Raw genomic sequence first — 12944 nt, forward strand, 5'->3', positions numbered from 1 at the left:
CACCAGACCTCTCCCACCTTCGACCCTAGCGGGCCGTCGAGCTGGGAAAACCCAACACCAAAACGATATAAGCCATTCTGATCGCACGCATCGCGCTCGCTTTCGCCGTGGGGGTTCGGGATAGCTCCACCTCCCGCGAGACAGAGCGAGGTGAGCCTAACCTAAGTCCGACAAGGTTGCGGCGATCCCGCGGGCCATTGCGCAGCTCCGCACCCCGGGGTAACGTACAACCTTATGGTTGCACTTGAGTTGAGCGACGCCGAGGTGGATCGAATTTTCCAAGCCCTCGCGGACGCCACCCGCCGCGACATCGTCACCCGGGTCATCCAGAACGAGCAGTCCGTCTCCACCCTCGCCCAGCACTACGACATGAGTTTCGCCGCGGTGCAAAAACACGTGGCGGTGCTGCAACGGGCCTCGCTCATCACCAAGCAGCGCCGGGGGAGGGAGCAGATCGTGCATGGCAACATGGCCGCCCTCCGCAAGGCCGCCACGCTGCTCGACGCCTATGAGCAGCTGTGGGGCCATCGCCTACAGCAGATCGCCGACGTCCTCGCCGAAGATTGAGAAGGGATTTCATCATGACTGTCATCAGTTCGAAGAAGGACCTCGCCGCCTTGCGCATGACGATCGTCGCGGAGTTCGACGCGACCATCGAGCGCGTCTGGCAGATCTGGGCGGACCCGCGCAAGCTCGAGCGTTGGTGGGGTCCGCCGACGTGGCCGGCGACGTTCGCCCGCCACGACTTCACCGTCGGCGGCGAGTCCCGCTACTTCATGACCGGCCCCGAGGGCGAGAAGGCACCCGGCTGGTGGCGGATGACCGCCATCGACGGCCCCCACAGCCTCGAGTTCGACGACGGATTCGCCGGCGAGGACGGCGAGCCCGATCCGGCGATGCCCACCATCCACGCCGCCGTTGCCCTGGAGGCGTCCGGCGCCAAGACGCGAATGTCCATCGTCAGCACGTTCGCCACGACCGAGCAGTTCGAGCAGGTCATCGAGATGGGTATGGAGGAGGGCATGACGGAGGCGATGGGCCAGATCGACGCGATCCTGACCGAGGGCTAAGCGCCGCCAATCAGATGGCCAACCGAGCAGCGTCCGCGCGGGCCTGCCGCGCCCGCTGCAACTCGAGTCCGTAGAGCAGGCCGAAGGTGAAGCCGTTCTCGCCCGGCGCCACGTCTGCGCGGGCCCCGAGGATTCGGAGCGTTCTCGCGGCGACGACGCTGTCCTGGTGCTCACCAAGCACCTGCTGGAGCACCTTGAACCGGGCGACCTTTTTCCTCGCCCCGCCAAGGACGGGCGCGGCGAGCTCGTAGGCGTAGCGGGCGCGCTTGGCCGCTTTGCGGGCGCGGTGCAGGTCGGCGTCGCCGCCGCTCGCCGCCGCCGCGGCCACCCGGCGGACCGCCTGCCGATCGGCCCGTCGCGCATGCCGTCCGATCCCGTCGGGATCTCGCGCCGCCGCCATGACCAACGGCGGGACTGTCCGCCACCTGGCCAACGCCGCCAGCAGCGCCCGATAGCGGTCCCCGTCGAGGGCGATGCGCACCTCGTCCTGGCGCCGGATCTGCTCAGCAAGTAGATCGCTCTCGATCCGGGCGGACACCGGCCCCAGCACCAACTCGGCGGGGAGGTCCGTCAACGCCTTCGCGAACCGCTTCCGTTGCACTTGGCGGTCGCGCACCTCACCGAGCAGCCCTGCATACCAGGACAACTCCGTGTCGAGCCCCGCTGATTCGCCGGGATCAAGCAATGGGCCGAATACCCGCAGCGTGCTGCGGAGGCGTCGGGCCCCAACCCGCGTGGAGTGCACTGCGTCCAGACCCCGGCGGAACCACACATCGCCAGCCACGATCGCCTGGACCTGCGCCTCCAGGTAGCGGGTGAGCGCCGCCACCGTTGTGGCGCTCGCGCCCGCAGCGCTGACCCCATCGTGGTGGTCCCCGAGCGCCCGGCTCAGTTTCGACGGATGCCGCGATGGCCGCGCGCCGGCCCGGATGAGGCGTTTGCCGATCGCCCTCAGCACCCTCGCGTCCGCATCCTCGCCAAGTTCGACCTCCACCTCGCGCCACTCGCTGGCGACAGCGCCGTCACCTGTGACGGTCGCTCGCACTCGGTCGTCGGCAACCTCGGCCAGCAGTCGCCCGTCGCGGCCGTGGAGACGCGTCGTGCGCCGCACCGTCGTCAGAGTGGCCACCGGGCGCACACACTTGCCGAGGGCCACACCCGAGACCAGGCTCCCCAACTCGTCGGGCACTGCATCGCCCTCGCCCAAGAGCACCCGGATCTCCGTGCGCGCCTTGTCTGCGGGAACTTTCAGCTGCCACCCGACATCGGCATCCCCAGTCCGTCGGCGCAGTGTGATGCGCTGGCGCAGCAAATCGAGGTCCGCGGTGTCGTAATAGGCGCTGTCGAGGTTGACCGTGGCCTCCTCGATTCGGCCACCCGCGGGGAGTAGCCCATCGAGAGCCGGGCGGACAAACTTGCGCCCCACCTCGTATTTGTCTTCTCGCTCGATCTGCGTCGTCGCCATCCATCTATTCTGCGCGAGAACTCATAAAGGGTCTTGGACTCGCAGCTAGCCTGGAATCATGGAGCGGCCCATCAGGCGAGTGTTCGCGGCAATCGTTCCGCCCTTGGCCGTGCGCGAAGACCTGGCCCGACGTCTCGCCGCCGCCTCGGACGTCCGCTGGACTCCGGCGCCGAACATGCACGTCACTCTGGTATTCGAGCCTGCCTGCGCGGACGTGCCAGAGCTCATCACGCGGCTGGGCTCGGCCGTCGCCGGCCACCGAGCATTCCGGTTGCGGATCGGCGGGGCGGGCTCATTCCAGGCCCGACGCGGCTACACCCTGTGGATGGCTGCGCGGGGCGCAATCGAGGCGGATCAGACCGCACTGCGCGCAGTGCGGGTCGCCGTCGGGGCCCGAGCGGACGCCGTCGGGCACTTGACCCTCGCCCGGGTCCGCGAGTCCGTGGATACGGCCGCCGCGCTCGCCACGATTGCCGCGCTGCCCACGCACGAGTGGCCGGTGGAGGAGGTCTGGCTGTACGAGTCGGTCCTGGCCGGGGGCCCGGACGGGCGGTCGCGGTACGACCCGCTCGCCCGGTTTCCCCTGGCGCCTACACCGGGGCCTCCGCGAACTCCTTGAACGCCGTCATGATCTTCAGGCCGGGTGTCCCGGTGATCGGCTCGAAGGAGAGCGGACCGTCCTGCCCCCATGTGAGCAACCGCATCTACGCCCACCACACCTCGTACGTATTGTTGGGGTCGTCTGTCCCAATCTGAGGAGATCTCCATGTGCTACCCCGTTCCCTGCTCGGCCTGCGCGAAGACGACCTGGGCCGGCTGCGGCGAGCACGTTGACGAGGTCATGGTCAATGTCGCCGAGCAGCAGCGCTGCGCCTGCGAGAACCCCGTCCCCGTCGGCTAGTTGTCGTCCCTGGGGACGTTGCTAACGTCAAGACCCTCGATGGGCGGCGACCAATCCAGGCTTAAATTTCTGCGCCAGCGCGGTACCCCTCTGCGATTGCGTGGCTCAAACGTCTCGGAGACACACAATCTCCGATCACGCTCACACCATCGCCGACCTCCATATCGAACGGCGTCACCGGGATTCGCGGCTGATGCCAAACCGTAAGCACAGACCCGGTCTCGATGTCCCCGACACCGAACAGTGGCCTCAGCACCAGAGTGTCTGCCGGATTATCGGGCACTATCAATGAGTGTCCGACTCGGAGCTCGACGCCGGCCTCGCCCAGTCGAGACAACAACGGCCCCGCGCTCTCCGCAGGTACCCTCGATGCCAGCGCCGTCAGCGCCGTGGCGAAGGTGACCTGCCAACCATTACGGGCCAATGCCTCGGCCGCGCTGTAGGCGGGCCAAAATCCGTCGCCCTCGTCGTATACGAGAGCGCGTTTCCCTTGAACCTCCGGAAGGCTCCCCAGCAGGACATCATCGACGCTCGCTGTGGGACGCCCGCTCAGCTGGGTTGGCGGGCTCGCTGGCCGGGAGCCGGTGGCGAGCACGATGTGGTCCGCTGTGGATCGGATCTCGGCAATGTCATCGACCTCGATACCCGCCGCCAGATTCACATCAACTTTGAGGCGCCTGAGCTCGCGTTCCAGGTAATCGATGGCATCGATGAACGCCGCCCGGTGGGGGGACGCGGCCGCGATCCGCGCCGCACCGCCGAGCTCGATCTCCTTCTCGAACAGTGTCACTTGGTGACCTCGCCCGGCGGCCACCCTGGCGGCCTCCATCCCGGCAGGGCCACCGCCGATGATGTAGACCTCCTTGGCGTGCGGAGCCTTGATCCCCACTCCCGCGTGCCGCCCCCGCCCTACCTCAGCATTGACCGCGCAATGCAGGTGCGGGTCGAAGGCTCGGCAGTCCTGGTTGATCCCCAGGCATCCTCGGATCTCGCCCAGTCGGCCAGTCTCCGACTTCACCGGCAGATCAGGGTCAGCGATCAGCGCCCTGGCCATGCCCACCAAGTCAGCGTGTCCGGACTTGATGGCGTGTTCGGCGGTCGCGGCGTCGCGGATCCGCTGACCGACCAGCGTCGTCACCCCGGTCGCCGCCCGCACCCGAGACGCGGAGGGCACAGCGACGGCGTCGGGATTGGTGGAGTCCTTGACGTATTTGCCGCGTGTGCCATGGGTGATGCTGAAGTAGTCCACCCCGAGGTCCGTCAGGTTCTCCGCGATCCGCACGCAGTCTTCGATACCCATGCCACCGGGAATCTCCTCTTCGCCGCTGAGCCGGACGCCAAGAGCGAAGCCCACTGGCATCACCGAGCGCATAGCCTCCATCACCATTCGCATAAACCGCATCCGGTTCTCAAACGAACCGCCGAAGTCGTCGCTGCGCCGGTTCGTCAACGAGGACATGAATTGCGCCGGGAGGTAGCCGTGCGCGGCGTGGATCTCCACCCCGTCAGCACCTGCTTTGACCAGATTCTCGGTGGAGACCCGCCATCCCTCAACAATGCCCTCGATCTCGCGCACGGTCAGCTCATGCGGCGGATAGGCATCCCGCACGGTCTTGATCGGCGATGGCGCGACCGGTGCCGCCTCCGACTCGCCGCCGATGAACTCGCGCCCAAGGTGGCACAGTTGCCCCACGAACCGTGCACCGTGTCGATGGATGACCTCAACCTTGGCCGCCGTGGACGGCACGAATTCGTCTAAGTAGGCCTCCACCAGCTTCCTCGACCGCAGCGTTGTCGTCGGATGCACCACGGTGGCCCCGCCGATGATCAGGCCGACGCCCCCGGCAGCGAGCCGCTCGAAGTGGCCGGTGTCCCCCAGGGTGGGAATGCCATGATCGACCATGCTGGTGCCCGCGGGTAGCGCCACCAGGCGGTTCTTCAAGGTCATCCCGCCCACCTGAAGAGGTGAGAAAAGGCGGGGGAATTCGGTGCTCATACTGGACCTTTCGCGATGCCGCAATACCGTACTGAGTTCAGTTCTGCTTCATTGAGCGTAGGCCCACCGGCACCCGCGAGGCAAGGATCGCGAAAGCGCGTAGACAGCCTCGGCTCGCAGCGCACACCGCAGCATGGCCGCGGCCAACGCAATCGCAGCGACGTTGACAGGCCCCGAGCAGGCAAACTAAAGTGAGTTCGATTCTGGTCAATGGCCACAGAGGATGGAGTCCACACCATGACAGTCCTAGATATCGACATATCGGCGAGCATCTCCAGTGTGGTTCCAGTGGTACCGACCACAGAAGAGACCGATCTGCGGGAAGCCGTGCGCTCGCTCTTAGCGGCACAAGATGGAATCGAGCAGATCCGCCAGCTCGCCGAACTGGAGCCTGGGTACTCAGTTGAGCTGTGGTCCCTACTCGCCGACTCGATGTCGATCAACACGATCGCCGTCCCGGAATCATCTGGCGGGCTGGGGTACGGCGTCGCCTACCTCTCGGCAGTCATCGAGGAGTGCGGCCGTGAGCTGCGACCGGAACCGGTGCTCGGCTCCGCTGCCATCGGCGTGCCGGCGCTGCTGCTTGGACAGGATTCGACGCTCGAGCCGATGCTGTCTGGCGCGCTGAGCGGGCAACTCGTCGTCGCGGCCAGCGCGCTGAGCCGCAATTCGGACGCCATCGAGGCCGCCCCCGAGGCCGACGGCTGGCGACTCACCGGCACGGCCCATAATGTGCCAGGCGGGCACTTGGCGGACATCCTCGTGGTCTCCGCCGAGACGAGCTCGGGCCGGGGCCTTTTCGCGGTGGGCTCGGACTCGCACTTGGATAGGCAGCGTCATGAGTCGATTGATCCAACCCGACCGCTGACCTCGATCTCGTTCTCCTCGACCGCCGCGATCGCGTTGTCTCTCGGCACGCAGACCGAGGCGGAGATAACGACCCTCCGAAATCGCGCGGTGATCGCGCTCGCGGCCGAGAATGTCGGGATCTGCGACCGCCTTTTCGAGATGACCTGTGAGTACACCCGATCACGCAAGCAGTTCGACCGGCCCATCGCCTCATTTCAGGCGATCAAGCACCGCCTCGCAGACATGCTCCTGAGCGTTGAGCGCGCGCGATCGGCGGCGCTCTACGCCGCCGCCCATTTCGACTACGACCCGTCCACCGCCCATCTTGCGGCCGCCACGGCCGGGGCTGTGTGCGCGGAGGCGGCGCAGCATATTGCCGCCGAGTCAATCCAACTCCACGGCGGGATCGGATTCACGTGGGAGCATCCGGTGCATAGCTACTACCGGCGCGTGCTGACCAACGAATCCTTGTACGGCGACGCGACCTCGCATCGGCGAGAGATCGCCCGGCACCTTGGCCTCGCCAAGAACAGCGATTTGACCTGACTTCAAGTTACTTGTGGGTACACTTGCATCGATCTACACGAAGGAGAGCAGATGTCCGTGGCACCTGAGGTGCGTAAAGAGGGGCCACGATCCAAGCGGGCCTCTATCCTGACCGCCGCCATCGAACAGTTCGGCGAGGTCGGATACGAGCACACCAAGTGGGCGTCCATCGCCGGCGAGGTGGGCATCGGGCAAACTGCGCTGTACCACTACTTCGAGTCGAAGGCGCACTGCCTGCTGACCATCATGCAGTTGGAGCTCACCGATTCAGCCGCGAGATTCACCACTGGGACAGAGGGAATCGCTGACTCTGAGGAGATGCTCCGGTCTGCAGTAGCCGCATCGCTCCACGGATCCCCCATCGATGCTCTGCAGCGCCGCATTCTCCAGAATCACATGGACATCCTGGCCTCCCCGCGCCAGTCCGAAAAAGAAGAGGCAGAACGTCTGCACTCACGTGAACTCGTGGCCGAGATCGAACGAAATTGGACGAATCTGCTGAAGAGCGGGATGGACGACGGGACCTTCAACGCCGATATCGATCCGCGGGTGAGTGCGAGATTAGTGCTGGGTGTTCTGGTCAGCGTGTGGCGCTGGTACCGGCCCGGGGGTCCGATGCCCCTCGATGAACTGATCGACTCCGTCTCCGACGCAGTCGTTCGAATGGTGCGAGCCTAATTTCGCGTGCCGCCTACTGGGGTAACCCACTTCGGCGGCACGCGAAATTCCAGCACCGAGCCCCGGCTAGACCATGCCCATCGTTATTCGATCCGGCACAGGGTCTTGCCCACGTGGCTTCCGTTCAACATCGAGACCAACGCTGCGGGCGCCGCCGCCACGCCAGAGAACACCGTGCTCCGCCAGGACAGGCGCTTCTCGGCGAGGTGCGCACCGATCTCCGCCTGCATCTCTGCCTCGAGATGCAGGAATGAGCCGGCGCGAAATCCCTGCATGCTGGCCTCTTTGGCGACCAGCTGGAACAGCTTCGACGGCCCCGGGTCGGGAGTTGATCCGTCGTATTCGGAGACCGCCCCGCACAGCGCTATTCTCCCGCCATGCCGTAGGTTTCCCACCGCCGCAGTCAGGTGCCCCGCGCCGACGTTGTCGAAGTACTTGTCGATACCGCTGGGCGCAAGGCGGCGGAGCGCCTCATCAATGGACTCGCTGCGATAGTCGAACACGTCAGACAACCCGAGTTCACCGGTCAGATAGTCCAGCTTCTGCTGGCCGCCCGCGGAGCCGATCACCCGGCAGCCTCGTAGTTTCGCTAATTGGGCGGCGATGCTGCCCACCGCCCCTGCGGCCGCCGACACCCAGACGACATCGCCGGGCTGGACCGCAAGCACCCCGACCAATCCGGCGTAGGCCGTGAGCCCCGAGCTCCCCAGCGGCCCCAGGAACCATTCCAGGGGGAGGCTGCCGGGGCGCACCTTGGCGAGAGCGCCGTAGCCTCCCAGCGAACCGGCGCCCCCGACAACTGCATACTCTCTGAAACCGTGCATGTGGGAGACGATGTCCCCCACTTCGAATCCATCGCAACGACTTTCGACCACCGCGCCCAAGGCCAAGCCGGGCAACGGCTCGTTCAAGCCCACTGGCGGGAGGTAGCCCGGAGGCGTGGCCGCCGCCAGCCGGATCCGTATCGAGGGGTCGACCGATAGCCATAGGTTGCGGACGAGCACCTCGCCTGCGGCCGGTTCCGGAATTGCCGCGTCAACGACCTCCAAGTCGCCCTCGGCCAATCGGCCATGCGGCCGACGGCGGAGCCGCAGCATCTGATTGCCGTCCAGACTCATTGCTCCACCTTTCGCGGCCGCAGCCGAATCACGCGACGGTGAACTGTCCGCCGTTGGTCAACAGAATCGCTCCAACCACATTCGCGGCGGCCGGAGAAGCCAAGTAGAGGATCGACTCGGCGATCTCCTCGGCCGTCGCATAACCTCTGGCCGGCCCAGCCTCCATCGCCGCCCGCAGGTGCGCCGGCGTGCGCGCAGCCATCCCCGTATCAACTGGCCCAGGCGCCACCACGTTGACCCGAATTCCATACGGCAGCAACTCTTTTGCCGCTGCCTGGCTCAGCGCATGCACGCCGGACTTAGACGCGGCATAGTGCGGATAGCCCGTGAGAGTGTCGAAGGCCGACGACGAGCCAACTGTCACAATCGCGCCGCCGCTTCCCCGCATCACTCGGGCACCGGCGCGGAGCAGATGGAAGGTCCCGTCGAGGTTGACGCGCATAACGCGCCGCCACGCCTCGTCGGATAGCCGGCTCAGCACGTCCACCGGTGCCCCGGATTCGGCTGCCTCGTAGATCCACTTCTTGCTCTCGGGATCGTCCACCCCGGCCGCATGCACGATGACGTCGATTCGGCCCGACGCCTGGACCGCCTCATCGATCGCGCGGTCCACCTGTGCCGGGTCTCCGACATCTACGCCCAGGGCGGTGGCCCGCTCTAGTTTGCTGGAGGTTGCCTCCGCTGTGCCGTGCGCGATGTCTACGGCATAGATGTGCTCGGCTCCACGCGCGGCCAACAGTCCGCATGTCGCGGCCCCGATCCCCGAGCCAGCCCCGGTGACAAGGCAAACTTTTCCCGCGAACTGATCCTTCACTGATATCTCCCTAGTGCGGCCAGTGACACTTAGCGGAAGAGTGTCTCTAGTTCGGTGCGGTAGCGCTGAGCGCCCTCACCGACGGTTACTTCGAGGTTCTGATCTGGAACTTCCTGCGCAGCGGCCAGTGACCCCGTCACTCCGGGAAGAACGGAGGCATACCCCACGGAGGTCGCTTCCTGGCCGGGCACGGTCACCATGAAGTTCGCCAATACCTGGGCCGCGTTCGGGTGCGGGGAGGTCCCCATCACCAGTCCGTACCACTTGGCACCCCAAATGTGCTCGCCAGCGGTCCACTCGACCGGAGCTCCGGCCTCCTTGGAGGGAAGCATCGGGTCAGCCATCAGCCCGGCGCTGATCTCGCCTGATGCCAGTGCCTGTCCGAGCGGCTGGTTGCTGGGGTAGATCCGCGGCTCCTGCGCGGCCAGGTCGGTGAGGTATTCCCGACCGCCATAGTTGGCCTCGATATGCGAGTAGTAGTCAAGGTAGGTCGGGGACGTCGCGGGATTGACGATGCCGACCTTGTCCTTTAGCGCCGGATCCAGTAGGTCTGCGGGCTCCTCAATGCCGTTCGGCAGCAAGTCCGTGTTCCAGCCCAGGCCCAGGATGACCGCGCCCTCAAGGAAGAACCGATCGTCGACGATGCTGGTGGCGCGATTGTATTCGGGATTGTCGAAGTCGGGGCCGATGATCGAGGCCGCGACATCGGAGTCCGCGTTGGCTTGCATCCACGAGACGTCGGTGATGACGGCGACGTCGCCGATGCCCTTACCCGAACGGGTCTCGGCGTCCATTTTCGCCAGGAGGTCGGAGTCGACGCCGCGGACCACTTCGAGGTCGATCTCCGGGTAGGCCGTCTCGAAAGCCGTCTCGAGTGCTGCCAGCCTGGGGGCAGCCTGGGTCGAGTAGATCGTCACCTTGCCCTCGTTATTGGCAGCGGCAACGACGTCCTCCCAGCTGCCCTCGACGGGGCCGGTGGTCCCAGTGGAACCGCCGCAGGCGGCAACGGCCACCGCGGTCACTGCCATGACGGCCAGAAGCCGAATTTTTCCAGCGTTCATTATGATGCCTTTCCTGCAATTGATGTGTTGGCTGCGGCGAGACCGAAGACGAGCGCAGAGGCGATACCGCCCGCGTATGCGCGGCGCCACAGTCCGCCGGTGTCTGAGCCTGCCGCTAGCAGGCCTGGAATCGGATCGCCGAGATCGGTCAAGACCCGAGCGTTTTTGTCGATGCGGAGTCCCTGGAAGGGGAAGGTGATCGCCGGAATGGTCTCAATGACGTAGTACGGCGGGGTGGTGAGCGGTTCCCGGTCACGCAGACGCCCGGGCGTCGGTTCGCCAGTGGCGACCTGGGCGTTGAACTCTTCGATGGCCGTGGCGATCGCGGTCCCGTCGTAGCCCCATTCCTCCGGAAGATAGGCCAGCTCGGAGAGCGTCTCAGCCTTCCCGACCCGCCCACCCCGCTTGCTGGCCAGCGCGAACTTGTCGACGGCGACGGCACCGTCGACGTACGAGCCGAGCATCCACTGCTGGTAGACGCGCTCATCGGCGATGAGCAGGCCCCGCGACTCGGGTTGGTCGAGCAGCTCCATGGTGGTGAGGTGGTCCCCGAGCGTCTCATCGGTGAAGCGCTCGTTGGCGAGGTTGAACAGCAGCGCGTGCTCGCTGTAGTAGAGCGAGAGGTCGACGAAGTCCGCGTCGGTGAATGCGACGCCGCTGGGGATCAGATGGCCGTAGAAGCCCGCATTCTCGAATCCGGTTGCTGCACCCGCCGCAACCCCTAGCCGATAGCCAGTCCCCGTGCTGCGGGGGTTCGAGCGCAGCGGCATCTGCGCCGCCGCCGGCCCCAGCAGCTCCGTCAATAACTCCGGGCTGCCCTGGAACCCGCCGGTGGCGAGCAGGACGTGGTCCGCCAGCACGTCTTGCGCCACGCCCGCCCGGGTCACCGCAATACCGGTGACGACGCCGTCGTCAGTGAGTAGGCCGTCCACAGTCGTCTCGAGCCAGACAGCCCCGCCTGCATCAAGCGTCTTCCGCCGGCAGTTGTCAACGTACTGGTTGGTGTCGAATTTATGACCGCGCCCGCCAAAGTCAAGGATGCGCTGGGAGGCGCCCACCTCGACCCCCATCGACGCGATCCATTGCACACCCTCGTCGAAGCCGTCCACCAACGCGTGCCGGAGGGTCTCATCGCCAGCCGGGTTCGCGCGGTCCATCACCTCCCGATCGGGCGCGGTCCACGCGTAACCGGCGTACCGCGCCGATCCGCCAACCTCGCCGCCAATCTCCACCACCAGCACAGACTGCCCGGCCGTCGCCGCGCGCGCGGCCGCGGTCAACCCAGCCATGCCTGCTCCGACCACCACGAGGTCATACCTGTTCATGCTCTGTTGACTACCCATTACCGTCCTTTAGCTGGTCTTTACAGGTCTTCCACTACTGAATAAACATCTGGCCCCACTGCTGCTGAAACTTCGTCACCGCCTCGGGCGTCAGAGCATCGATGTCCGGGATCGGGGTGTCTTGTGCGCGCGCGACCGCGCCGGGGATATCGGGCAGCGCGGACGCATAGCCGGCGGAGAGCGCTTCCTGGCCCTCCGGTGTCACCATGAAGTTCGCCAAGACCTGGGCCGCGTTGGGGTGCGGTGCGGCCGCGAGCACATGGCTGTACCAGGGCGTGCCCCAGGCTGGTTCCGGCAGCGTCCAGCCGACGGGCGCGCCCGTGGCCTGCTCCCGCACCAGCGGCTGCACCATCGGGGTGGCCACGATCTCGCCGGAGTTCAGAGCCTGCGCGATACCGAGTGAGCTCGGATAGATACGCGGAGCCAGCGCGGCCAGGCGTTCATTGAAGTCACTGCCCCAGTTCTGGTCGAAGAACTGGAATTGGTCGATCACCGCCGCGAATCCGGACGGATTGACCACGCCGATCTTTCCGCGCAAGGACTCGGTCAGCAGATCCTGCGGCGTTTCGAGTCCCCCAGGGAGTAGCTCGGTGTTCCACCCGAGCGCCATGACGGCCGCACTCGTGAGGAACAGTTTGTCATCAAGGACGCTGCGATCACGCTCATACACGGGGTTGTCAAAGGCCGGCCCCACGAGGTTCAACGAGTAATCGCCGGACTCCGCCGCCCGCGTGGTCCACGCCGGATCTGAGGTCATGTGCACATCCGCGGTGCCCTTCCCCGTCCGCTGCTCCGTCTCCACCCGCGGGTTGATCTCGACATCGGTACCCCGGGTGAACTCCATGGAGATGCCCGGATACGCCGACTCGAACGCCTCCTTCAGCAACTGCAGATTGTCCGGATGCTGCGTCGAGTACAGATAGACGCTGCCCTCCTGCTCCGCCGCCGCCACAACGTCCGCCCAGCTCCCGGCCACCGGCCCAGACGCGGTCTCGGCTGCGGAACTGCAAGCGGCTGCGGCCGCAACCGCTACCACCGCGCCAAGAGCTCCTGCGATCCGCCGAATACGCTTGCGCACAAGACCCTCCTTGGTAAACTGATTT

13 protein-coding genes are annotated in these 12944 nt (G+C 65.9%); 6 read left to right on the top strand and 7 right to left on the bottom strand.

Features of this window, described 5'->3' with window-relative positions:
• Positions 1-234 precede the first annotated feature (234 nt).
• Positions 235-567 carry an ArsR/SmtB family transcription factor gene (locus TBIF_RS05735; RefSeq protein ID WP_024793897.1) on the top strand — a complete coding sequence of 111 codons (333 nt, stop codon included), beginning with the start codon at positions 235-237 and terminating at the stop codon, positions 565-567.
• A gap of 14 nt (positions 568-581) precedes the next feature.
• A complete protein-coding gene (locus tag TBIF_RS05740) occupies positions 582-1070 on the top strand; it encodes an SRPBCC family protein (protein ID WP_024793898.1) in 489 nt (162 codons plus the stop codon).
• A 10-nt stretch (positions 1071-1080) separates the two neighbouring features.
• Here TBIF_RS05740 and TBIF_RS05745 read toward each other — a convergent pair whose 3' ends face one another.
• Positions 1081-2535 (bottom strand): CYTH and CHAD domain-containing protein, encoded by a 1455-nt coding sequence (locus tag TBIF_RS05745; protein ID WP_024793899.1) that lies wholly within the window; start codon positions 2533-2535, stop codon positions 1081-1083.
• Positions 2536-2593: 58 nt separating this feature from the next.
• Between TBIF_RS05745 and TBIF_RS24365 the strand changes: the two genes are divergently transcribed.
• Positions 2594-3154, top strand: coding sequence for a 2'-5' RNA ligase family protein (locus tag TBIF_RS24365; RefSeq protein WP_051461374.1), 561 nt, complete (start codon positions 2594-2596; stop codon positions 3152-3154).
• Positions 3155-3301: 147 nt separating this feature from the next.
• Entirely contained in the window at positions 3302-3436 is a 135-nt protein-coding gene (locus TBIF_RS26430) for a DUF8730 family Cys-rich protein (RefSeq protein WP_268746896.1), read from the top strand.
• A 61-nt stretch (positions 3437-3497) separates the two neighbouring features.
• Here the strand turns inward: TBIF_RS26430 and TBIF_RS05765 are convergent, their stop codons facing one another.
• Positions 3498-5432: an oxidoreductase gene (locus TBIF_RS05765; RefSeq protein WP_024793901.1), complete on the bottom strand. Its 1935-nt coding sequence runs from the start codon at positions 5430-5432 to the stop codon at positions 3498-3500.
• A gap of 237 nt (positions 5433-5669) precedes the next feature.
• On the opposite strand from TBIF_RS05765, the gene TBIF_RS05770 reads away from it, so the two are divergent.
• Complete coding sequence (locus TBIF_RS05770) at positions 5670-6827, top strand: acyl-CoA dehydrogenase family protein (RefSeq protein WP_024793902.1); 1158 nt, start codon at positions 5670-5672, stop codon at positions 6825-6827.
• 51 nt (positions 6828-6878) lie between these two features.
• The gene (locus TBIF_RS05775; RefSeq protein ID WP_024793903.1) at positions 6879-7505 is read left to right on the top strand and encodes a TetR/AcrR family transcriptional regulator; all 627 of its coding nucleotides are present in this window, start codon (positions 6879-6881) and stop codon (positions 7503-7505) included.
• Between the two features lie 83 nt (positions 7506-7588).
• On the opposite strand, the gene TBIF_RS05780 is transcribed toward TBIF_RS05775, so the two are convergent.
• Genes TBIF_RS05780 through TBIF_RS05800 form a run of 5 tightly spaced genes read right to left on the bottom strand, consistent with a single transcriptional unit; the run spans position 7589 to position 12919 of the window.
• Complete coding sequence (locus tag TBIF_RS05780) at positions 7589-8623, bottom strand: NADP-dependent oxidoreductase (RefSeq protein ID WP_038170005.1); 1035 nt, start codon at positions 8621-8623, stop codon at positions 7589-7591.
• Positions 8624-8651: 28 nt separating this feature from the next.
• Positions 8652-9437 carry an SDR family NAD(P)-dependent oxidoreductase gene (locus tag TBIF_RS05785; protein ID WP_235174528.1) on the bottom strand — a complete coding sequence of 262 codons (786 nt, stop codon included), beginning with the start codon at positions 9435-9437 and terminating at the stop codon, positions 8652-8654.
• Positions 9438-9466: 29 nt separating this feature from the next.
• Positions 9467-10498 (bottom strand): ABC transporter substrate-binding protein, encoded by a 1032-nt coding sequence (locus TBIF_RS05790; RefSeq protein WP_024793906.1) that lies wholly within the window; start codon positions 10496-10498, stop codon positions 9467-9469.
• Positions 10498-11823, bottom strand: coding sequence for an FAD-binding protein (locus TBIF_RS05795; protein ID WP_024793907.1), 1326 nt, complete (start codon positions 11821-11823; stop codon positions 10498-10500). The genes TBIF_RS05790 and TBIF_RS05795 overlap by 1 nt, the downstream gene beginning before the upstream one ends.
• 52 nt (positions 11824-11875) lie before the next feature.
• Positions 11876-12919 carry an ABC transporter substrate-binding protein gene (locus TBIF_RS05800; protein WP_084611563.1) on the bottom strand — a complete coding sequence of 348 codons (1044 nt, stop codon included), beginning with the start codon at positions 12917-12919 and terminating at the stop codon, positions 11876-11878.
• Positions 12920-12944 lie beyond the last annotated feature (25 nt).

Source organism: Tomitella biformata AHU 1821 (genome assembly GCF_000524475.1).
GTDB lineage: Bacteria > Actinomycetota > Actinomycetes > Mycobacteriales > Mycobacteriaceae > Tomitella > Tomitella biformata.

Bases quoted from the DNA above. Each gene is read 5' to 3' on its own strand.
- TBIF_RS26430 (WP_268746896.1), top strand. From the start codon at position 3,302: ATGTGCTACCCCGTTCCCTGCTCGGCCTGCGCGAAGACGACCTGGGCC.
- TBIF_RS05745 (WP_024793899.1), bottom strand. From the start codon at position 2,535: ATGGCGACGACGCAGATCGAGCGAGAAGACAAATACGAGGTGGGGCGC.
- TBIF_RS05740 (WP_024793898.1), top strand. From the start codon at position 582: ATGACTGTCATCAGTTCGAAGAAGGACCTCGCCGCCTTGCGCATGACG.
- TBIF_RS05735 (WP_024793897.1), top strand. From the start codon at position 235: ATGGTTGCACTTGAGTTGAGCGACGCCGAGGTGGATCGAATTTTCCAA.
- TBIF_RS05770 (WP_024793902.1), top strand. From the start codon at position 5,670: ATGACAGTCCTAGATATCGACATATCGGCGAGCATCTCCAGTGTGGTT.
- TBIF_RS05790 (WP_024793906.1), bottom strand. From the start codon at position 10,498: ATGAACGCTGGAAAAATTCGGCTTCTGGCCGTCATGGCAGTGACCGCG.
- TBIF_RS05765 (WP_024793901.1), bottom strand. From the start codon at position 5,432: ATGAGCACCGAATTCCCCCGCCTTTTCTCACCTCTTCAGGTGGGCGGG.
- TBIF_RS05780 (WP_038170005.1), bottom strand. From the start codon at position 8,623: ATGAGTCTGGACGGCAATCAGATGCTGCGGCTCCGCCGTCGGCCGCAT.
- TBIF_RS05795 (WP_024793907.1), bottom strand. From the start codon at position 11,823: ATGAACAGGTATGACCTCGTGGTGGTCGGAGCAGGCATGGCTGGGTTG.
- TBIF_RS24365 (WP_051461374.1), top strand. From the start codon at position 2,594: ATGGAGCGGCCCATCAGGCGAGTGTTCGCGGCAATCGTTCCGCCCTTG.
- TBIF_RS05775 (WP_024793903.1), top strand. From the start codon at position 6,879: ATGTCCGTGGCACCTGAGGTGCGTAAAGAGGGGCCACGATCCAAGCGG.